The sequence below is a fragment of the Natronospira proteinivora genome (assembly GCF_024170465.1).
GTDB lineage: Bacteria > Pseudomonadota > Gammaproteobacteria > Natronospirales > Natronospiraceae > Natronospira > Natronospira proteinivora.
This window is the reverse complement of sequence record NZ_JALJYF010000002.1, coordinates 217,999-238,665: the sequence shown is the minus strand read 5'-3', so window position 1 is coordinate 238,665 and position 20,667 is coordinate 217,999. Positions and strand designations below refer to the sequence as shown.

At 61.7% G+C, this 20,667-nt stretch carries 19 protein-coding genes; 14 read left to right on the top strand and 5 right to left on the bottom strand.

What is annotated here, in order from left to right; translation table 11 throughout:
• Positions 1-13 precede the first annotated feature (13 nt).
• The 6 genes from J2T60_RS08380 (at position 14) to J2T60_RS08355 (ending at position 8,092) form a co-directional block, all read left to right on the top strand.
• Positions 14-3,880: a YhdP family protein gene (locus J2T60_RS08380; protein WP_253448308.1), complete on the top strand. Its 3,867-nt coding sequence runs from the start codon at positions 14-16 to the stop codon at positions 3,878-3,880.
• Positions 3,877-4,209: a hypothetical protein gene (locus tag J2T60_RS08375; RefSeq protein ID WP_253448304.1), complete on the top strand. Its 333-nt coding sequence runs from the start codon at positions 3,877-3,879 to the stop codon at positions 4,207-4,209. The genes J2T60_RS08380 and J2T60_RS08375 overlap by 4 nt, the downstream gene beginning before the upstream one ends.
• 32 nt (positions 4,210-4,241) lie before the next feature.
• Positions 4,242-5,078 (top strand): carbon-nitrogen hydrolase family protein, encoded by an 837-nt coding sequence (locus tag J2T60_RS08370; protein ID WP_253448301.1) that lies wholly within the window; start codon positions 4,242-4,244, stop codon positions 5,076-5,078.
• A gap of 40 nt (positions 5,079-5,118) precedes the next feature.
• Positions 5,119-6,558, top strand: a complete 1,440-nt coding sequence (gene tldD / locus J2T60_RS08365; protein ID WP_253448298.1) for a metalloprotease TldD — start codon at positions 5,119-5,121, stop codon at positions 6,556-6,558.
• A gap of 1 nt (position 6,559) precedes the next feature.
• On the top strand, positions 6,560-7,540 hold the full coding sequence (locus J2T60_RS08360) for an alpha/beta fold hydrolase (RefSeq protein ID WP_253448295.1): 981 nt from the start codon (positions 6,560-6,562) through the stop codon (positions 7,538-7,540).
• A 111-nt stretch (positions 7,541-7,651) separates the two neighbouring features.
• Positions 7,652-8,092: a MerC domain-containing protein gene (locus J2T60_RS08355; protein WP_253448291.1), complete on the top strand. Its 441-nt coding sequence runs from the start codon at positions 7,652-7,654 to the stop codon at positions 8,090-8,092.
• A gap of 17 nt (positions 8,093-8,109) precedes the next feature.
• On the opposite strand, the gene J2T60_RS08350 is transcribed toward J2T60_RS08355, so the two are convergent.
• A complete protein-coding gene (locus J2T60_RS08350; protein WP_253448288.1) occupies positions 8,110-8,277 on the bottom strand; it encodes a hypothetical protein in 168 nt (55 codons plus the stop codon).
• Positions 8,278-8,540: 263 nt separating this feature from the next.
• Between J2T60_RS08350 and J2T60_RS08345 the strand changes: the two genes are divergently transcribed.
• The 5 genes from J2T60_RS08345 to holA all read left to right on the top strand — a co-directional run bounded on the left by J2T60_RS08345 (position 8,541) and on the right by holA (position 13,587).
• Complete coding sequence (locus J2T60_RS08345) at positions 8,541-10,118, top strand: TonB-dependent receptor (protein WP_253448285.1); 1,578 nt, start codon at positions 8,541-8,543, stop codon at positions 10,116-10,118.
• A gap of 85 nt (positions 10,119-10,203) precedes the next feature.
• Complete coding sequence (locus tag J2T60_RS08340) at positions 10,204-11,088, top strand: metal ABC transporter substrate-binding protein (RefSeq protein ID WP_253448283.1); 885 nt, start codon at positions 10,204-10,206, stop codon at positions 11,086-11,088.
• A gap of 73 nt (positions 11,089-11,161) precedes the next feature.
• Positions 11,162-11,662: an ATP-binding cassette domain-containing protein gene (locus tag J2T60_RS08335; RefSeq protein ID WP_253448280.1), complete on the top strand. Its 501-nt coding sequence runs from the start codon at positions 11,162-11,164 to the stop codon at positions 11,660-11,662.
• 2 nt (positions 11,663-11,664) lie between these two features.
• Positions 11,665-12,480, top strand: coding sequence for a metal ABC transporter permease (locus J2T60_RS08330; protein WP_253448277.1), 816 nt, complete (start codon positions 11,665-11,667; stop codon positions 12,478-12,480).
• 75 nt (positions 12,481-12,555) lie between these two features.
• Positions 12,556-13,587 carry a DNA polymerase III subunit delta gene (holA, locus tag J2T60_RS08325; protein ID WP_253448274.1) on the top strand — a complete coding sequence of 344 codons (1,032 nt, stop codon included), beginning with the start codon at positions 12,556-12,558 and terminating at the stop codon, positions 13,585-13,587.
• Positions 13,588-13,592: 5 nt separating this feature from the next.
• Here the strand turns inward: holA and J2T60_RS08320 are convergent, their stop codons facing one another.
• From J2T60_RS08320 to J2T60_RS08305, 4 genes are all read right to left on the bottom strand, one after another.
• A complete protein-coding gene (locus tag J2T60_RS08320) occupies positions 13,593-14,693 on the bottom strand; it encodes a 5-(carboxyamino)imidazole ribonucleotide synthase (RefSeq protein ID WP_253448271.1) in 1,101 nt (366 codons plus the stop codon).
• Positions 14,694-14,717: 24 nt separating this feature from the next.
• Positions 14,718-15,221 carry a 5-(carboxyamino)imidazole ribonucleotide mutase gene (gene purE / locus J2T60_RS08315; protein ID WP_253448269.1) on the bottom strand — a complete coding sequence of 168 codons (504 nt, stop codon included), beginning with the start codon at positions 15,219-15,221 and terminating at the stop codon, positions 14,718-14,720.
• Between the two features lie 152 nt (positions 15,222-15,373).
• Positions 15,374-15,886 carry a ribosome biogenesis factor YjgA gene (yjgA, locus tag J2T60_RS08310; RefSeq protein ID WP_253448266.1) on the bottom strand — a complete coding sequence of 171 codons (513 nt, stop codon included), beginning with the start codon at positions 15,884-15,886 and terminating at the stop codon, positions 15,374-15,376.
• A 27-nt stretch (positions 15,887-15,913) separates the two neighbouring features.
• Entirely contained in the window at positions 15,914-16,975 is a 1,062-nt protein-coding gene (locus tag J2T60_RS08305; RefSeq protein ID WP_253448263.1) for an isoaspartyl peptidase/L-asparaginase family protein, read from the bottom strand.
• A gap of 237 nt (positions 16,976-17,212) precedes the next feature.
• Between J2T60_RS08305 and J2T60_RS08300 the strand changes: the two genes are divergently transcribed.
• The 3 genes from J2T60_RS08300 to J2T60_RS08290 are packed head-to-tail and all read left to right on the top strand — an operon-like array spanning position 17,213 to position 20,653.
• On the top strand, positions 17,213-18,697 hold the full coding sequence (locus J2T60_RS08300; protein ID WP_253448260.1) for a circularly permuted type 2 ATP-grasp protein: 1,485 nt from the start codon (positions 17,213-17,215) through the stop codon (positions 18,695-18,697).
• On the top strand, positions 18,678-19,616 hold the full coding sequence (locus J2T60_RS08295; RefSeq protein WP_253448257.1) for an alpha-E domain-containing protein: 939 nt from the start codon (positions 18,678-18,680) through the stop codon (positions 19,614-19,616). The genes J2T60_RS08300 and J2T60_RS08295 overlap by 20 nt, the downstream gene beginning before the upstream one ends.
• On the top strand, positions 19,613-20,653 hold the full coding sequence (locus J2T60_RS08290; RefSeq protein ID WP_253448254.1) for a zinc-binding metallopeptidase family protein: 1,041 nt from the start codon (positions 19,613-19,615) through the stop codon (positions 20,651-20,653). The genes J2T60_RS08295 and J2T60_RS08290 overlap by 4 nt, the downstream gene beginning before the upstream one ends.
• Positions 20,654-20,667 lie beyond the last annotated feature (14 nt).

The following is a 20,667-nucleotide window of genomic DNA, read 5'->3' as shown; positions in this document are numbered from 1 at the left end:
GGACGGGGGACGCATGACAGCAGGACGCTGGGGAAGACGTATCCGCCTGGGCTTGTTGGGCCTGCTGGCGACCACCTTGATTTTGATGGCCGTCGTGGTGGGGACCTTTCGGTTGCTGGTGCCCCAGGTGCCCGAATACCGGGAATGGATCGCCGACTGGGCCGGGGAGGCCATCGGTGCCCCCATGGAAATCGCTGAAATGGATGTCCGCTGGCGCTGGCTGGTGCCGAAGGTGGTGTTATCCGATGTCAGCCTCTACGACGAGAGCGGGGCGTTTGAGCCCATTCGGGCCGATGAGATTACGGTTCGGATTTCCCTGCTGGATCTGCTGCGTCCCGGTCCCCTGAGACCGGGGCGTGTGGTGCTGAGCGGTGGGACCTTTGAGATCGCCCGTGTGGGAGAGGATGAATTCCATCTGCCCGGCATCGGTATTGTCGGTGGCGGCGATGCCGAGTTGAGCTGGGAGGAGGGGTTGGTGGAAATACTGGCCCACGCCGATTACCGGATCGAAGACAGTCTGCTCCGATTTCATGATCGCAGCGATGCGGGGGAATTCCGTATCGGCGACTGGCAGCTGGCCTTGGAACACCTGAGTTTGCAATCCAGCGATCAGCAACACCAGCTGAGTCTGGTACTGGATATGGAGTCCGGTCCCCGGGGACGGCTGGAGCTGGATTTTCAGGGGCAGGGACCGGCTGACCAACCCGGTGATTGGCAATGGCAGAGTCAGCTCAAGGTGGATGCACGGGAAATCCAGCTGGGCCAACACGGTTTTTCTCCGGAATGGTTGGCACCTCTGCTCTTGGGCCTGGAGGGAAGGCTGCGTGTTTCGGGGCGTGGCTTTACCCCTGGGCAGGCGGAGGGTGACATCCGGATCCCGTCCCTGGCCCCGGGCGGCGAAGGGCCGATGCTGACCGAGGACCGTGCGGGGGATGCCTTGGAACTGGGTGGCATCAACTGGCACCGGGACGGTCGGGGCTGGCAGCTGTCGCTGGCTGAGCTGGATCTGGGCGGGCTCGGTGGCAACTGGCCGGCCTCTCGCCTGGAGATGCGTTGGCGGGGTGACCATGAGCAGGCCCGTCTCACGGGCAATCTGCGCTATGCCAATATCGCCGACCTCAATCGTCTGGCCAATCGCCTGCTCCATGGTGATTTTGAGGGGCGTGACTGGTTGAGCCGTTTTAGTCCCCATGGAGAGGTGCGCGATCTCCTTGGCGAGTTGACCCTTAAGGAGGGCCGGCCGGAAGACTACAGTCTCCGAGGCCGGGTGGTAGGCCTTGGTATGGAGAGCTGGGAGAAGATTCCCGGTTTTTCGGGCGTCAGCGGCTGGTTCAGCGGCGATCAGGATCAGGGGTTTCTGGAGATTGATGCCGGCCCCGTCCACCTGGATTACCCGGATTTATTCCGTGAACGGATTACCGCGACTCGTCTGCAGAGCCGCGTGGAATGGCAGCGTGACGGGGATGTTTGGTGGGTGAGGGCGGATGAGATCATGGCCCGCAATCCGGATGCACGGGCCGAGGGGGATCTGATGCTGGAGATCGAACCGGGGGAACCCACCTGGATTCAATTAAATGCCCAGGTACCCGAAGCCCGCAGCGATAATCTCTCGGATTATCTGCCGGTGGGGCGGATGCCGGAGCGAGCGGTGGAATGGCTGGATACTGCCATTGTCAGTGGCCGCGCTTTCAATGGCGAGGTCAAGGTGGATGGTCCCTCCCGACCTTTCCCCTATGAGAACGGTGAGGGGGTATTCCAGATTGGTTTTGATGTCCGGGACGGCGAATTGGACTACGAGGCCGGTTGGCCCCGCCTGCGAGAGGCCGATGCCCGGGTGGAATTTGACGGGGCCGGCATGGAGATTCGCTCCCGCCGGGGCGAAATCGCTGGTTATGAGGTGGTCTCCGGGCGGGCCAGCATTGATGACCTGAGGGAGCCGGTGTTGCTTTTGCAAGGCCAGGCCCGGGGCCGGGTTGCCGATGGCGTGGATTTTCTCCGGGACAGCCCCCTGGGGGAGTGGTTCGGCCAACCCTTGGCGCCCCTCGACCTGGACGGCGATGCCACCGTAGCAATGACCCTGAATGCCCCCATTCGTGATTTCGGGGCCTTGCAATTGGACGGACAGGCCACGCTATCGGATGTGAACGGGACGGTGGATTGGCTACCGGGCGAGATTCGGGGTTTGTCGGGTGAATTGCAATTCACCGAGGATGGTGCGGCCGGAGAAGGTATCCGTGGTCAGCACCTGGGCCACGACTTCCGGGTAGATATTGATCCCGGCTCCCGTGGCCGAGATGCCGATTCCGAAGCGGCCGCCTATACCCGGGCGCATATTGGAGGCGGGGCCTCGGTGGAGGCCCTGCGCGAAGCCTTGCCGGAGAACCCCTGGCTGGATCGCCTGAGTGGGGATTTCGATTGGGTCGGTCAGGTGGATGTTCCCAATGAACCCGACAGCGGGCCGGTGACCGTGCATCTTGAAAGCGACCTTGTCGGTACCGGGATTGATCTGCCGGCGCCGGTGGGCAAGTCGGCGGATGACAGCGCCCCGCTACGAGTTCATTTTCCGGTCACCGAGCGGGTCGGTCCGGTATGGGCGGATTACCGTGGCTTGATGGCCCTGAGTCTGGCCATTTCCCCCGAAACGGCGTCTCTGTCGGGCCTGAATATTCATTTTAATGAGCCCCGTCGGCCGGATGTGCCCCAGCCCGGCATTTATATCAGTGGTTATCTGGCGGAACTGGATGCTACGCCCTGGCTGGGTCTGGACTGGCCGCAGGATGGGGGTGATCAGGGGATGAAGCTGGAACGCTTGTCGCTGGGGGTGGAGCGCTTGTTGCTTGGCCCCCTGGATCTGGGCGATCAGCGGCTGAATTTAGAGCGCGCTGAGGCTGATTGGGTTGCACAGCTGGATGGGCCCCGGGCCCGTGGCAGTCTCCGCATACCCATGGCGCTGGACGCCCGTGCCGCCCCGGTGGTGGGGGCGTTGTCACGGCTGGACCTGGCCTGGCGGCCGGCTCGGGGTCTGGAGGTGGACGAGCTTTTGCCCAGCCGGGTGCCAGCTATCCGGTTGAATGTGGATGATTTGCGCCATGGTCTGGTTCCCTTGGGAGCCTTGGACCTCCGCCTGGACAGTCTTCCGAGGGGCTTGAGCCTGTCGCAGTTCGAGTTGACCGGAACCCATATGAATGCCGACTTGAGCGGTGAATGGCGAGAAGATTCGGTAGCTGGCACGGTGGGGACGCTGGTCGGGCATTTGGAAAGCACGGATGTGGCCGAGACCCTGGCCGCCCTCGGTTATGCCCCCGGGATCGAAGGTAATCGCGGCCGTCTGGAGGTGGATCTGAGCTGGCAAGGCCCCCCAGGCTGGTCGGCTCTGCCGAGCCTCATGGGTGAGGCCCGTCTGGAAATGGGTTCTGGTCAACTGAGGGAGGTCAGTCCGGGCGCCGGGCGAGTGTTCGGGCTGCTCAGCCTGACGGCGCTGCCGCGCCGCCTGTTCGGTGACTTTCGGGATGTTTTTGGACAGGGCTTGCGCTATGACAGTATTGAGGGGGATTTCTTCCTGGTGGACGGGGACGCCTTTACCCCGAATCTGGTCTTGACGGGACCGGCCGCCACGGTGACCCTGCGCGGGCGTACCGGCTTGGCAAGTCGGGACTACGATCAGCGCATGACCATTGAAACCCCGGTGGGTGCCACCCTCCCAGTGGCAGGCGCCATCGCCGGCGGGGCCACGATGGGGGCGGCCATGTTGCTGTTGTCGGAAATATTTCGTGAACCTCTGTCGCGCATGGGCAGTCTGGAATATCGTATTGACGGGGACTGGGAATCACCTCGCCTGATTCCTCTGGATGAAGCGGCCCGGGAGGCCTTGGAAGAATGATTAGGACACTACGTGGCTGGACCGCGGTGAGCTTGCTGCTGTTTGCCAATGGCCTGCTGGCGGAGAGTTGGCAGTTGACCCTGGATGAGTGGAGCCGACCTCGCAGCGGTGAGGTGGTCATGGAGATGCCGGCTGTGGCTGATGCGGTGCTTGCTTGGCATGGCGATAGTGAGCAGGCACTGGAAGTGGTCTATCCCGGCGGCGAACAGGGTGAAATTTGGGCTTCGGAATTGAGGGGCTGGCTGGTGGCTCTGGGCGTGGACGCCTCGGCCATCCGCCTGCAGGCCGGCGCGCCGAGCGAAGACCAGGTTGTCCTGCGCATCCGTTGATCGACTGGTTAAAACGACAAGAGAGCTGATTCATGAGTGAGCGAGTGGGTAAGGCCCCGAGGGCGGCGGCCATACAGATGGCCTCTGGGCCCAATGTCAGTGCCAACCTGATCCAGGCAGAGAAACTGCTCGCGGATGCTGCCCGCGATGGCGCAGCCTTGGCGGTGCTGCCGGAAAACTTTGCCATGCTGGGCAAGACGGACAGCGAGCGCCTGAACCACGCGGAGCAGGAAGGAGAAGGTCCGCTTCAGACCTGGCTGGCCGAGCAGGCCCGCAAGCATGAAATGTGGATCGTGGGCGGCACTATTCCGCTGGCGGCTTCCCCGAGCAAGGTCAGCGGGGCCTGTCTGGTTTATGACCATCATGGCGAACGGCAGGCACGATTCGACAAGATCCACCTGTTCGATGTGACCTTGCCCGATGGCCGGGAAGAGTACCGGGAGTCCGCTTCCACTCAGCCGGGGGATCAGGTGGTGGTACTGGATTCGCCTATCGGTCGGCTGGGCCTGGCCGTCTGTTACGATTTGCGTTTTCCCGAGTTGTTCCGGGAGATGTCCGCCCAGGGTGCGGAAGTCATTGCCGTACCCTCGGCCTTCACCGCTCAGACGGGCCGCGCCCACTGGGAAATCCTGTTGCGGGCCCGGGCCGTGGAGAACCTCTGCTACGTGGTGGCCGGGGCCCAGGGCGGCTTCCATGTGGAAGGCCGTGAAACCTGGGGACACAGCATGATCGTGGATCCCTGGGGCAGCATCCTGGCCGAGCAGGGCCAGGGGAGCGGCGTGGCTGCTGCTGACATCTCACTGGAACGTTTGAAACAACTACGAGACCGATTTCCGGTACTCAAACACCGGCGAATGAGTTGTTCCTGATCCGATTGCCAACCCCGACAATGGAGAAAAAACCAAGCCCATGAGCGATGCCCTGAACATAGCCAAAGCCCAGCTTCTGGAACCCGGTGGCCTGGATGAATCCGCCTTGTCCCGGGTTTTAAGCCGGATGATGAGCCCCTCCGTGGATGAAGCAGATTTGTATTTCCAGCTGCGTCGCAAGGAAGGCTGGTCACTGGAGGACGGCATTGTTAAGGATGGTGGCCACAGTCTGGATCGGGGGGTTGGTCTGCGGGCAGTATCTGGCGAGAAGACCGGTTTTGCCTACTCCGACGACATTGTGCTGCCGGCCCTGGAACGAGCCTCGGGCATGGCCCGGGCCATTGCCAGCGGCGGCCAGAGTGGGAGCCTGCAGGCCTGGCGGGCCGGGGGAGGGCAATCTCTGTATCAGCCGCTTGACCCCATTGAAAGTCTCGCCCCGGCCCAGAAGGTGGCCCTGTTGCAGAAGGTGGACGCGGCTTGTCGGGATCAGGACAGCCGAATCAAAAAGGTCAATGTCAGCCTCAACGCCCAGCATGAGGTGGTTTTGATCGCTGGCAATGATGGACGGCTAGTGCCCGATGTGCGGCCCCTGATTCGAATGAGCGTGGTCTGCATTGCCGAGCAGGACGGGCGGCGTGAACAGGGTATGTCCGGGGCCGGCGGCCGGATCTCCATGCAGGCCTTCATGGAAGGCGAGGAGCCCATGCGCCTGGCCCGGGAGGCGGCCCGTTCGGCCCTGGTGAACCTGGAGGCGGTGGAGGCCCCCGCCGGTACCATGCCGGTGGTGTTGGGTCCGGGCTGGCCCGGGGTGTTGTTGCACGAGGCCATCGGTCACGGCCTGGAAGGGGATTTCAACCGCAAGGGCACTTCGGCCTTCAGTGGTCGCATCGGCGAGCGGGTGGCTTCGGAATACTGCACCGTGGTGGATGACGGCACCCTCAGCGGTCGCCGGGGCTCCTTGAACGTGGATGACGAAGGTGAGCAGAGCAACTGCACCACCCTGATCGAGAACGGCATCCTCAAGGGCTATATGCAGGACCGGATGAATGCCCGGCTCATGGGCCAGCAATCCACCGGCAACGGCCGGCGGGAATCCTATGCCCATCTGCCCATGCCCCGCATGACCAATACCTATATGCAGGCCGGGCCCCATGATCCGGAAGAAATCATTCAGTCGGTGGACAAGGGCCTGTACGCGGTGAATTTCGGCGGCGGCCAGGTGGATATCACCTCCGGCAAGTTTGTCTTTTCCGCCAGTGAAGCCTATCTGATTGAAAACGGTCGTATTACCCGTCCGGTGAAGGGCGCCACCCTGGTGGGTAACGGCCCCGATGTGCTCACCCGCGTCAGCATGGTGGGGAATGACCTGGAGCTGGATCGCGGTATCGGGGTCTGTGGCAAGGATGGCCAATCCGTGCCGGTGGGGGTGGGCCAGCCCACCCTGCGTGTGGACAGCCTGACCGTGGGAGGCACCGGCTAAGATGGACAGCCCGTCCAGTACGATCCGGACGTCGCGTTTCTGGCGTATCGGCTTGACCATGTGCCTGATCGTGATCGGTGGGCTGTCCCTGCTGCCCTATCTCATGTCCACCGGCGCCGAGGGGGAGATCCCTGAGGCCCCCTTCCACGACAGCCGCTTCATGAGCGTGGAAGACACGCGCCTGCATTACCGTGATCTTCGGCCTGAGGGTGTCGAGGCCCCCCGGGGACAGATTCTGCTGGTCCATGGCCTGGCGGGTTCCACCTACAGCTGGCGCAAGGTGGCCGAACCCCTGGCCTCGGTCGGTTATCGGGTGGTTAGTGTGGACTTGCCGCCCTTCGGCTATAGCGAAGCCCGGGTTCCGGGGGATGATGCCGCCTCCGCCGAGACTCTGCTATGGGGCTTGCTGGAAGCGTTGGATCAGGGGGGTGGCTGGCATCTGCTGGGCCATTCCATGGGCGCCGGTGTAGTGGCCAGGATGGCGGTGGATGCCCCGGAGTCCGTGCGCGCACTGGTCATGGTGTCGGGCACACCGGATACCGCGGCCGAAGGCGGGCGCGGCATCGGTGGCCTGGTCATGCGCTATCCGCCCGTGCGGCGCTGGCTTACCGTGATCGGCAGTGGTCGTCTGCTCAACCCGGAAGGCATGGGCCGGGCCCTGTCATCCGCCTATGGTCGTGATGCCACCGCTGAGGAAATTGATGCCTATCTGGCGCCCCTGCTTACATCCGGAAAGCCTGACGCGGTGATCCGCTTCCTGCACCAAGGGCAGGAGGTGGTTGAACCGGAGCAGCTGCAGGGACTGCCGCTGACCGTCATTTGGGGCGGGCATGACGAATGGGTGCCCTTGTCCAATGGTCGTCGCCTGGCCGATGCCGCTGACGCGCCCCTGCAGCTCATCGACGAAGCCGCCCACAACCCCATGGAAACCCACCCCGAGGCCTTCCTCGACGCCCTGGAACGCCCGCTCCAAGGGCAGTAATGGTCACCCGGATAGGGGCTCTGCGCCTTCTCGCTGACTGGATCGCTACGGCCCTTTACCCAAACGTTATACTGTTTCATAATAGCGGGCTGGAAATCACGGGTGGCAATCATGGCGAGCAGGATCAACAATCCGGCCAAATTCGATTACGCGGCGATCTGCTTGTCGGGTCTGTGTGTCGTCCATTGCCTGGCCTTGCCGGTCATGGCGGCGGCCTTGCCGTGGATTGCCGCTCTGGGCCTGGCCAATGAGTGGTTCCATCTGGGCATGTTGCTGCTGGTGGTCCCCTTGAGTGTTTACGCCCTGGGGCGGGCCTGGTGGGTCAACGGCCATCTCATGCCACTGGCCCTGGGTCTGCCCGGGTTGGGGTTGATGGTGGTGGCCCCGCTGGAATTTCTGGCCTGGCATAGCGAGGCCCGTGAACAGGCCCTGACTTTACTGGGGGCCGCTGTGCTCAGCGGTGCTCATCTTCTCAATCTCTGGAACTCGTTCCGCTCGCCTGGGTCTTTTGTCGATGACGAGCCTACGGCAACCGTGCAGAGGCCACATTGAGCCGTTCTTTTTCAGCATCAAGGGCAGTGTATATGGCGTCGTTGAGACAATCGCCATGCAGACATTTCGCCTTGCTGGCCATTGTTCTGGTCAGCTTGATGTTGCCCGTATATGCCGTAGCCCATGATGCCAGCCATGGTGATGGTGCCGTGGACCATGCCGCGGAGCAGTGCCTGCTCTGCCATGTTGTATCCCCCAAGTTTCCTGCTATTCCTGCTCGTGACGGTCTGAAACCACTGCCGGTACAGGTGACTACCTCGCTTGCCAGTCAGGTGGTCGATTTGCCCCCCGTCAGTGGGCCCAGACTGCATTCCGCATCCGTACGAGGCCCACCTCGGGCCTGAGGGTCTCTCTCCCTCGTCGGGGAAGCCCTGTTCATTCCTGTTGAACCCCTTGTGACTACCCATGTGGTGTGGTGGTCCATGTCCCTATCTCCAAGGAGACTGAAATGACTATGCGTAAATCAACGGCTAGCCTTTGGCTGTTTGCCGCCATTCTTGCCAGCCCCGTCACCGCGGCCGAAACCGCTGCCGAGGAAGAAGGTGCCGGGTTGATGATGGATGAGGTGGTCGCCCAGGCCGAGGACGAGACTCCCGAGGCCCGTCAGGCCCGTGAAGGTCAGCAGGCCGGTCCGGCCCGGGACCCACTGGATCCCACCCCGGCCCGTACCCGTGCCATGCAGCTGGGTGGTACCGGAGAAGTGAGTTCCGGCACCCTGTTCAACCCCGCCATTTCCGTGATTCTGGACGGCGTGTATTACAACGAGTTCAGTGGTCATGTGGACGAGCCCGGCGGTTTTGACGGCGGTCACAGCCACGGTCATGGCCATGGTGGCCACGGTTTTCAAGATGGCTTCCAGATGCGTGAGGTGGAGTTCGCATTCTCCTCCACGGTGGATCCCTATTTTGATGCCTTTGTAATGTTCGTCTTTGAAAACGGCGACATTGATCTGGAAGAGGCCTATATCACCACCCGTTCCCTGCCGGCCGGTCTGCAAATGAAGGCGGGGAAGTTCCTCAGTGATGTGGGCTATATCAACAAGCAGCATCCCCATGACTGGGCCTTCGTGGATCGTCCCTGGATGAATGAGTTTCTGTTTGGCGATCATGGTTTGATGGAAACGGGCGTTCAGATGACCTGGATGCCGGAAACCCAGACCTATACCCGTTTCGGTGTGGAATTGCTGAATGGTGAATCTTCAGGCATCGCACCGTACGTGGGTAATGACAACCATGAAATGGTGACTGTCCTGCCGACCCATGTGGTGGACCCGGACATTGGTCCCGACGACCCGGGTGCCAATGCCCCGGTGCGTAATCGCTGGCGTGCGGACAACAGCTTCGAGGATGATACCGGCCCGCGCTTGGCCACCGCCTTCGCCAAGTGGGCACCGGATCTGGGTTATGACCATGCTCTTCAGCTGGGCGCCTTCGGTGGTGTTTCCAGCTCCTATCAGCGGGATGAGGCCCACTCCAGTGGTCGTTATGAGACCTGGGATGGTGACTCCTCTTTCTGGGGTGTGGATGCCGTCTACAAGTACGACGGCGGCGGTGTCATGGGCCATCGCAACTTTACCCTGCAGTTTGAATACACCATGCGGGAAATCGATGCCCTTTACATGAGCCGCCAGTTCACCGATTTCGGTGACCTGGACCCCACCACCCGGAATCCGGATGGTGATGTGGTGGACCAACGCTGGAAGCAGGATGGTTTCTATCTGCAGGGTGTCTATGGTTTCGCGCCGCGCTGGAACTTCGGCATGCGGGTGGATGGCCTGGGTCTGACCAATGATGCCTATGCTGATCATTCCTCCGGCCGTGGTCTGCCCACGGAGTTCGATACCTCCTGGCGCTATTCCACGCAGCTGACCTATGCCCCCACCGAGTTCTCCCGGCTTCGTGCCCAGGTGAACTACAACGATATCGGTGAGGAATCCGGGCACCATCATGGACATGATCATGATTCCTGGGAGTTCATGCTTCAGTACAACATCAGCATCGGTGTCCATGGCGCCCATGCATTCTGAACCGCATGATCAGGCATCTTTTTGCCCGATATGGTGAACTCATTGGGTGCGACAGCAGTCAGCATCCGAATACTGGAGGCAAGATATGAAGAAGTGGATACTTGGCACGATTCTCATGCTGGCGGCGGTGGCTGCCAGCGCCGAAGTCCGAGTGGCGGCCACCGTGCCCAATATGGGCCTACTGGCTCGTGCCATCGGTGGTGATGCCGTGGAAGTGACCGTGATGGCACCGCCGGATCGGGACGCCCATTACCTGGAAGCCCGTCCCAGCATGATGGCGGCCCTGCGCCGTGCGGATCTGCTGGTGGCGGTGGGTGCCGAGCTGGAAGTAGGCTGGCTGCCGGCCGCACTGCAGGGTGCCAACAACCCTCGTGTTCAGGTGGGGCGAACCGGCTATTTTGAGGGCGCGGCCCATGTGGATTTGATCGAGGCCGGTGCGGCCGCTGATCGGGCCGGTGGTGATGTGCACCCGGTGGGTAACCCGCATTTCTATATGGACCCGGAACGCATGGCAGAGGTGGCCTACGCCCTGGCCCAGCGCCTGGGACAGCTGGATGAGGACAATGCCGACCGCTTCATGGAGAACGCCGAGCGTTTCGAAGAAGCCGTTATGGCCCGTATGGATGGTTGGGAGGATCGCGTTTCGGACGCCCCGGGGGCGGTGCTGTATCATAAGGACATCAACTATTTGATGCGCCGCCTGGATGTCTCCATCCTGGGTTATCTGGAGCCGCTGCCGGGCATTCCGCCGACGGCCAGCCATCTGAGAGAGTTGGTCCGGGAACTGCAGGGGCGTGAAGGCATTACCCTGTATACGGATTTTCAGCCGTCCCGCGGTGCGGACTTCCTGGAGCGGGAACTGGGCTGGTCCAGCCGCCAGTTGCCCAGCCAGGTGGCCGCCGATGCGGATGACATTCAGGCTTATATCGACATGATCGATGCGTGGGTAGAGGCGTTAGCCAGTGTCTAAAGCAAAACCGGTACAACCCCTTCTGCGGGTTGACAAGCTGATCGCTGGATACACGGGGCCCGTTGTGGGCCCCGTGTCTTTTGATGTGCAGCCCGGAGAGGTATTGGGCTTGAGTGGGCCCAATGGCGCGGGTAAATCCACCCTGCTAAAGGCTATCACCGGGGCGGCCACAACCTTCGAGGGTCGGGTTGAGCCCTGTAATGGCCTTACCGTGACCCACCATCAACAGCGACCGGAATTGCCTCCCGAGCTGCCCTTGCTGGGTCGGGAGCTGTTGCGTGTCATGGCGGCGGATCGCTCCGATGCGCCCGAGATCATCCAGCCCTTGCTGTCCCGTCCCATCAACCGCATGAGTGGTGGGCAATTTCAGCTATTGGAGGCCTGGGCCTGCCTGGGCGGGGACGCGGAATTGGTCCTGCTGGATGAGCCCACCAATAACCTGGATGGGGATGCGGTGGAAGCCCTGTCGGCCTTTATCCGCGCGGCTCGGCCACCCCGGGCCATTCTGCTGGTGAGCCATGAACGTGAATTCCTGAACCAGAACTGCACCCGCATCGTGGAGGTCTCGAGCTAGCCGTGTCCGATTTCATCCTCTTCGACCCCCTTTTTCGCATGCCCTTTGTCGTGGGGCTATTACTCAGCGTAGGCCTGTCCCTGATCGGTGCCTATCTCCATATGCGTGATGAATGGCTGGCGGCCATGGGCCTGTCCCATATCGCCGCTGCCGGCGGTGTGGCTGCTCTGCCCTTGGGTATACCCGCTCTGGCGGGTGCCTTGTTGTTTGCGGCAGTGGCGGCACTGCTGAAAGGTCTATTGCCACGGGCCAGCAACAGTCATTATGGTCTGATGCTCTTGTTGGGTTGGGGCGGGGCACTCATGCTCGCCGCCAATACCCACCAGGGGGAAGTGGTGGGCGAGGCCCTTTTGCGAGGGCAACTGTATTTCACCAGTACCCCGCATCTGATCGCAGCGCTGATTTTGGTGGTGGTCTTGCTGGCCAGCTTGAACTGGCTCTCACCCCGTCTTCTCAAAGAACGTTTCTTCCCGGACTATTTCTCGGCCAACCGAATTCCGGCCTGGCCCCACCGCCTGCTTTTTGGGGCCCTAGTGGTGGTCGCAGCCGTGGCAGGGACCTTGGCCATGGGGGCCATGTCCGCATTCGCCATGTTCTTCGTGCCTGCCTGGGTGGCGTTTGTCCTGGTGAAAGGTTGGCGCCGGGCGCTACTGCTCACCGTGACGCTGGGGGTTACGGCCTATGTGGCGGCCTTTGTGCTGTCGATGATGCTGGATCAACCTTTTGGACCCAGTTTGACCCTTTGTCTGGTGATCATGGCCGGACTTCGGCTGTTCGCCAACCGGGCCGCCCGCGTGTCCGGCGATCCCGGCGAGTGAAGATGGCTTCAGATTGGCATTCCCCGGCTTTATGCGACAATATCCTGATCGAGTCAGCCCTGATGGAGCGGTATTGTGAAACTGCGCCCGGAACAACTTGACGCCCAGCTCAAGAAAGCCGATTTACCGCCGGTCTGGCTGCTGGCCGGTGATGAGCCATTGCTCGTCGACGAGGCCGCGGATGCCATTCGGCGCAAGGCCCGGGAATGCGGGGTGGAAGAGCGTAGCAGTTTCATCGCCGAGAAGGATTTTGATTGGCAGGTCCTGGCCGATGCCTCCGCCAGCCTCTCCCTGTTTGCCCAAAAGCGTTTAATGGAGCTGCGCCTGCCCACCGGCAAGCCTGGCAAGGAAGGTGGCAAGGCCTTGAGTGAATGGGCTGAGCGCCCCCCGGAAGACACCACGCTCGTCGTGATCAGTGGCAAACTGGATCGTGCGAGCCGCAATGCCAAGTGGGCCAAGGCCCTGGAGCAGGCCGGAGTGATGGTGGAGTTCTGGCCGGTTCCTCGCCAGCAGTTGCCCGCCTGGGTGCAGAGTCGCATGGCCGGCGCGGGTTTGCAGGTTACAAGGGACGCGGCGCGTTTCATCGCCGAGCGCGTGGAAGGCAATCTCTTGGCCGCGGCCCAGGAAGTGGAAAAGCTCCGTTTGCTGTTGGGCGAAGGGGTGGTGGAAGACGATACCGTCTATTCCGCAGTGGTGGACAGCGCCCGCTACGATCCCTTCCAGCTGGCCGATGCTGCCTTGGCCGGACAGGCCCGTCGGGCAGTGAAGATTCTGGAAGGCTTGCAGGGGGAAGGGGTTGAGCCACCCTTGCTGATCTGGGTATTGGCCCGGGAGATTCGTGCCACCACGGACATGGCCGCCGGTCTGGCCCGGGGCAAGCGGATGGACGATGTGACCCGCCGGGTCTGGAACAATCGCCGCGCCCTGATCCAGAAAGCCTTGAGCCGTCACTCCGAAGCCCAGTGGCTGCATTTGCTGCGAGAGGCCGGACGGGTGGATGCCATGGCCAAGGGGGCGGCCCCCGGCAATCCCTGGGATGCCCTGCAACGCCTGGTGCTGGCCATGGCCTCCCCCAAGGCGGCCGAGCGCCTGGGCCTTGCGGCCTGAGTGGCCTATTCTCCGCCCTCGGCGGCTTTGATCAGGGGCATCAATTCAGTGATCACCGCATCCAGTGATGCCCGATCATCCCGCACCACCGTGATGTGGCCCAGTTTGCGCCGGGGGCGGGGGGATTTGCCGTAATCGTGGTAATGGGTGTCGGCGAAGCGGATCACCGGCTCCAGTGCCGGCATCCGGCCCAGGCAATTGATCATGGCCGCATGGCCACGGGGCCGGGTAGAGCCCAGGGGTAAATCCAGAATCCCGCGCAGGTGGTTTTCAAATTGACTGGTGGCCGCGCCCTCAATGGTCCAATGCCCTGAATTGTGCACCCGAGGGGCCATCTCATTGGCGATCAGGCGGCCATCCTTTTCAAAATATTCCACCGTGAGAATGCCCGCATAGCCGTGGTCTTCCATCAGCGCCTTGAGCTGGGTTTCGGCCTCGGATTGAAGGGCCGGCTGTCCCGCCGGGGCCACGGACAGACGCAGAATGCCGTCCTCGTGGCTGTTTTCGCTCAAGGGGTAGAAGGCCGTCTCACCGGACCGGTTGCGAACACCGATCAATGAGACTTCCCGGTCAAAATCCACAAAGCCTTCCAGGATCAGGGGCGCGCCCTTCAGGGCTTCCCACGCGGTCTCGATATCGGCGGCGGCACGAATGAAATGCTGACCGCGACCGTCATAGCCCAGGCGGCGGCGTTTGAGTACCGCCGGCATGCCCAGGGCTTCAATCGCGGTCTCGAGGGCTTCCTTGCTGTCCACCGGGCGGTAGGGTGCGGTCTCGATCCCGTGGCGGGCAAAGGCCTGTTTCTCATCCAGGCGGTCCTGGGCGGCCTCGAGGATGGCCGGTGCTGGATGCACAGGGGTATCCCCGGCGGCTTCCCGCAGGGCCTGCACCGGCACGTTTTCCACATCGTAGGTGAGCAGTTCCACTTCCCCGGCCAGGCGGCGGATGTCTTCCGCCTGCATGAAGTCACCCAACACGATATCGCCCACCTGGGCGCCGGGGGTGTCCTTGCTCTTGTCCAGGAAGGTGAAGCGCAGGCCCAGTGGGTAGCCCGCCAATGCCATCATCCGGCCCAACTGGCCGGCACCGATAATGCCGATGCTCATTAGATGCGTCCCCGGGGGTTGCGGTTATTCCGGCCTTGGGTCGGGATTGTCCAACACGCGCTCGGTCTGCTGAGCCCGATAATCATCCAGGGCTTGACGGATATCGTCGTGCTCATTGGCCAGCATGGCTGCGGCCAGCAGGGCCGCATTGGTGGCCCCGGCCCGACCGATGGCCAGGGTGCCCACCGGCACGCCGGCCGGCATCTGGGCAATGGACAGCAGGGAGTCCATGCCGTTAAGGGCCTTGGACTGAACCGGCACACCCAGCACCGGCAGCGGCGTCTTGGCGGCGGCCATGCCAGGCAGATGGGCGGCGCCACCGGCCCCGGCAATCAGTATCTTGAGGCCCCGGTCACGGGCCGAGGCGCAGTAGTCGAACAGCAGGTCGGGGGTGCGGTGGGCCGACACGACCCGGGTTTCATGGGGCACGCCGAGTTTTTCCAGGGTCTCGATAGTGTGCTGCATGGTCTCCCAATCGGATTGGGAGCCCATGATGATGCCAACCAATGCCTGCTTCCCTGTTTCCATGTCATCACCATCAAAAGCCCGATCAGTGCGACGCCGGGGCTTGCCGGGCCGACCGAGTCAGGCGTTCGCGAAAACGGGGAATTGTACCGTATGCCCGCTGCGGGGGCCACAGAAGGCCACAGGCGGTACGCTGCCTGGGCGGGTGGGTAGACTCAGCCTGCTTTCGACAGGGTATCGCGGACCAGGCGAAACAATGCCCGGGCAGCAGCGGGGGGCTGGCCCCGGATTTCTTCCTGCTCCGCCCTATGGACCAGTTCACGGGCCTGTTGAACCGCCTGATCGCCACCGGCCTGTTGCAGGGTTTTGAAGGCCTCGTCCTCGCCGGCCAGCATCCGATCGCGCAGCTGCTCCAGATGGTGAAAGGCCCGGGCCTCGGCCGCTTTTTCAGCTTCCCGCTGGGCCAGGGTCTGTTTCACTTCGCTAATATCGATCTTGCGCATCAGGGCGCCGATTCGCTGGCGTTCCCGCCGCAGACCGCCACCGCGTCTCATATGCCGGATCCGCTTGAGCGACTCGACCAGTTCATCCGGCAAGCCCAGCCCCCGCAGGGTGGAGTCGGGAAGCTCGGACAGGCGTTCACCCATCTTTTGACGCATCTCGGCTTCCCGTTTCATCTGAGAGCGGGACGGGCGATCGTCCTCGCCCGTCCCGTTTTCATCATCCATGCTTGTGTCCACGCATCGCTGTTGCCGTTAGTCGTCGGCGAAAATGGCGGTATGCTTATTGCCCGCCGCATCGACGCTGCCACGGTACATACCGCTGGTGTTGTGGGGCATGGTGATATTGCCCTGGGCATCGATGGCAATCACGCCGGCATTACCACCCATATCCACCAGTTTCTCATTCACCACATGGTCGGCGGCTTCCTCCACGCTCATGCCGCGATAGGCCATCAGGGAAGAGATATCATGCAGGGTTACCGCTCGCATGATGTACTCGCCGTGGCCGGTGGCCGAGAAGGCCCCGGTTTCATTATTGGCATAGGTGCCCCCGCCCACGATGGGCACATCGCCAATCCGGCCAAAGCGCTTGTTGGTCATGCCCCCGGTGGAGGTACCGGCGGCTACATTGCCGTTTTCGTCCAGGGCCACGGCACCCACTGTGCCCAGGTTGAATTCCTTGTTATCCCGCTCACTGCGGAACTCCTCACCCTGCTCGGTTTCGGCCTCCTGGGCTCGGCGCAAAGCCTCGCGGCGGTGCTCGGTCTCGAACCATTCCGGGTCCTCGGTGGCCAGACCGAACTGCTCACCGTAGGTCTCGGCGCCGTCACCTGAGAAGAAGACATGGGGGGATTCATCCATGACCACCCGGGCCAGATCGATGGGGTTGCGGATGGTGCGCACCCCGGTCAGGGCCCCGGCATTCAGGTCCCGCCCGTCCATGATGGCCGCGTCCATTTCGATCTGCTCATCGCTGGTGAATACCGAGCCCCGGCCGGCATTGAACAAGGGGCTGTCCTCCAGGACACGAATGGCGGCCTGAACGGCGTCCAGACTTTCGCCACCGTTCTCCAAGATGGTGTATCCGGCTTCCAGAGCCGCCTTAAGGGCGTCATGGTATTCCGCTTCCTGCTCCTCGCTCATGTCCTCACGAGCCATGGTCCCGGCTCCGCCGTGAACGGCCAGGCCGATGGGCCGTTCATCGCCGGCCTGCTGGTTGGCTTGCTGCTCGGACTCGCCGCAGGCGGCCATGCCCAGACCGAGGGTGAGGCCGATCAGGGGCAGGGAAAACATCGTCAGGGACTTTTTACGCATATGGCGCCACTCCTTGATTGAAAAGGTCAGGCTGGCTGAATGTCACCGGGGGATGATAGCAAGCTGGCAAGAGATTGTCTGAATATCTCCTGGCTTGTCCGGGCAATGGCCCCTTGTTTTTATGCCCAATGGGCACACAATGGGAACAACAGGCAAGGGCAGAACCAGCAATAATCGTGATGCAATCGACCCTGTCAGGGGCGATGCCAATCCATAATAATCAAGGGAAACGCGCTCATGTCCATTGATTGGAAGGCCTACGACCCGGGCCATTTCTACGATGAACTGATCAGTTCCCCCGGCTATCCCCGCGCTGCGGCGCGGGAACTGTGCAAGCGATTGCGCCGGCTCAGCGACGAGGAACTGATGGAGCGGCGGGATGCCGCGGAGCTGGCCATTATCGTGATGGGGATTACCTTCACCGTTTACACCGAAGGTGGCAGCATCGATCGCGCTTGGCCCTTCGACATTATTCCCCGGATTATTCCGCGTAAGGAATGGGAGCACACCGAAGCCGGGCTCAAGCAGCGGGTCCAGGCCCTGAATCATTTCATCCATGATATCTATCACGATCAGAAGATTATCAAGGATGGTGTCTTTCCCCAGGCGCTGCTGGATTCTTCCAAGAACTTCCGCCCCGAGTGCGTGGGCGTGAATCCGCCACTGGATACCTGGGCCCATATCTGCGGCAGCGATCTGATTCGGGACGCGGATGGTCGCTTCTACGTTCTGGAGGATAATCTCCGCGTACCTTCAGGCGTTTCCTACATGCTGGAGAACCGGCATGTCATGAAGCGGACCTTCCCGGAGGTGTTCGAGCATCAGAACATTCTGCCGGTGGATGACTACCCCGCTCAGTTGTTCGACATGCTTGCCTCCATGTCCCCCCGGCCCCAGGATTATCCGGTGGTCACCGTGCTCAGCCCGGGGATTTACAACTCCGCCTATTTCGAGCATGCCTATCTGGCCCAGCAAATGGGCGCTGAGCTGGTGGAAGGCCGGGACCTCATGGTGGGCAAGGATGATTGTGTCTATATGCGTACCATCGAGGGGCTGACCCGGGTGGATGTGATCTATCGTCGCATTGATGATCTCTTTCTGGACCCGGAAGTCTTCGAGCCGAATTCCCTGCTCGGGGTACCCGGCCTGATGCGGGCCTGGCGGGCGGGGAATGTGGCCCTGGCCAATGCCCCCGGTGCCGGGGTGGCTGACGACAAGGTGGTCTATGCCCATGTGCCGGACATGATTCGTTACTACCTGGATGCAGAACCCATCCTGGACAATGTGCCCACCTATGTCTGCCATGATGAAAAGCAGCGCGAATATGTGTTGGCCAACCTGGACAAGCTGGTGGTCAAGCCGGCCAATGAATCCGGCGGCTACGGCATGCTCATGGGGCCTTCCGCCAGCAAGGCCGAGCGGGAGGAGTTTGCCGAACTGATCCAGGCCAATCCCCGCAATTTCATTGCCCAGCCGCTGATCAATCTCTCCACTACACCCACCATTGATGGCCAGGGCAAGGTGGCTCCTCGTCATGTGGATCTGCGGCCCTTTATCCTCAGTGGACAGGAAATCAACGTGACAACCGGTGGTTTGACCCGGGTGGCACTGAAGAAGGGCTCCTATGTGGTGAACTCCTCCCAGGGGGGCGGGAGCAAGGACACCTGGATCGTGGATGCCGAGACCAAGCCGAGGAGGTCCCATGCTCTCAAGAGTGGCTGAAAACCTGTACTGGACTGCTCGCTACATGGAACGGGCGGAAGATTTGGCCCGGCTGGTCAATGTCCATTCCAATCTGATTCTGGACCTGCCGCGCTCGGTGGAGCTGGGCTGGGAACCCCTGATTGCCATCACCGGGGCGGAGAAGGCCTTCGCCGGGCTTTTCGAGGAGATGGATGAGCGCAATGTCACCCGCTTTCTGATTGCCGACAAGCGTTATCCGGGCTCCATTCTCAGCGCCTTGTTCATGGCTCGGGAAAACCTGCGTTCCACCCGGGATCTGGTACCCCGGGAAGGCTGGGAGCAGGTTAATGATCTCTATCTCCACGCCCGCCAGGAACTCAAGGGGGGGATCGCCAAACGCAAGCGCTATGATTTCCTGCGCGGCGTCATCCAGCGCTGCCAGCAACTCACCGGCCTGCTCTCCGGCACCATGAGCCATGACGAGGCCTATGAGTTCATCCGCATTGGCCGCAATCTGGAGCGGGCAGACATGACCACCCGGATTCTGGATGTGCGTTCGGAAGACCTGCTGCCCCGGCGGGCCGAGGACTTGACTCCCTTTGAAAACATCCAGTGGATGAGTGTGTTGAAATCGCTGACCGCCTACCAGATGTATCGCCGCAATGTGCGGGTACGGGTGCGTGGCGCGGATGTGCTGCGCTATCTACTGCAGGACCCCAATCTGCCCCGGGCCCTGCACCACTGCATGAGCCAGGTGGAGGCCAGTCTGCATGCCCTGCCGCGTAATGATGCCCCTCTGCGGGCGGTGACCCGCATGAAGCGCCAGGTCCAGGAGGCGGATGTACCGCGGCTGGCCGAAACCGGGTTGCATGAATTTATCGATGACATACAGGTGGATCTGGGCCAGATTCATGGCGAGATCAGTAATACCTACTTCCTGCTGGATCGAGCTGCATGAATACCTTTCACTGCGCCTGCGGTAATCGGGTCTACTTTGAGAACGATCGTTGCCTGGCCTGCAAGCGGGGACTGGGCTTTCTTCCGGACCACCTTTGCCAAGCCGCCCTGGAAGGACCGGGTCCGGTCTTTGAGGCCCATGGCCCGGACGGTTTGATCGGGCACTATCGCAAGTGCCGAAATTACAGCCAACACCAAGTCTGCAATTGGATGGTGCCGGCTGACAGTGATGACAGTTTCTGCATGGCCTGTCGCTTGAACCGCATCATTCCCAATCTGGACAAACCGGGCAACCGGGAGAAATGGCTGAACGTGGAACGGGAAAAGCGCCGCTTGATCTATGATCTGCTGCGTCTGGGCCTGCCGTTTACGGCCAAGCGGGATGATCCACGCACGGGCCTGGCTTTTGCCTTCATGGAAGACCAGGAGCCCAATCAGGAGTTTGTGGATGCTGATTGGTCCGGGGGCAAGGTGTTCACCGGTCATGCCAATGGTCTGATCACCATCAATATCCTGGAAGCCGATGACGCCGCCCGGGAGGCCATGCGACAACGCATGAATGAGGCCTCCCGTACTCTGCTGGGACATTTTCGGCACGAGATCGGCCATTACTACTGGGATCGCCTGATTCAAGACAGCGAGTGGTTGGAACCTTGCCGTCAAATCTTCGGGGATGATCGACAGAATTATTCAGCGGCCCTCAAACGCCATTATCGGGAAGGCCCGCCCGCCGACTGGCAGCAAGGCTTTATCAGTGCCTATGCCACCGCCCACCCCTGGGAGGACTGGGCCGAGTGCTGGGGGCATTATCTGCAGATCACCGATGCCCTGGAGACGGCACATGCCATGGACATGGGCATTCCCCAGCCCCAGGATTTCGATCACCTGATCGAGACCTGGACCCACCTCAGTATTACCCTGAACCTGATGAACCGCAGCATGGGCCTGCGTGATGCCTACCCCTTTGTCCTGACCAATCCGGTAATCGACAAGCTTCGTTTCATCCACCGGCTTATCCAGGAAACCGCCAGTCCCTGAGCGGCATGGGACGC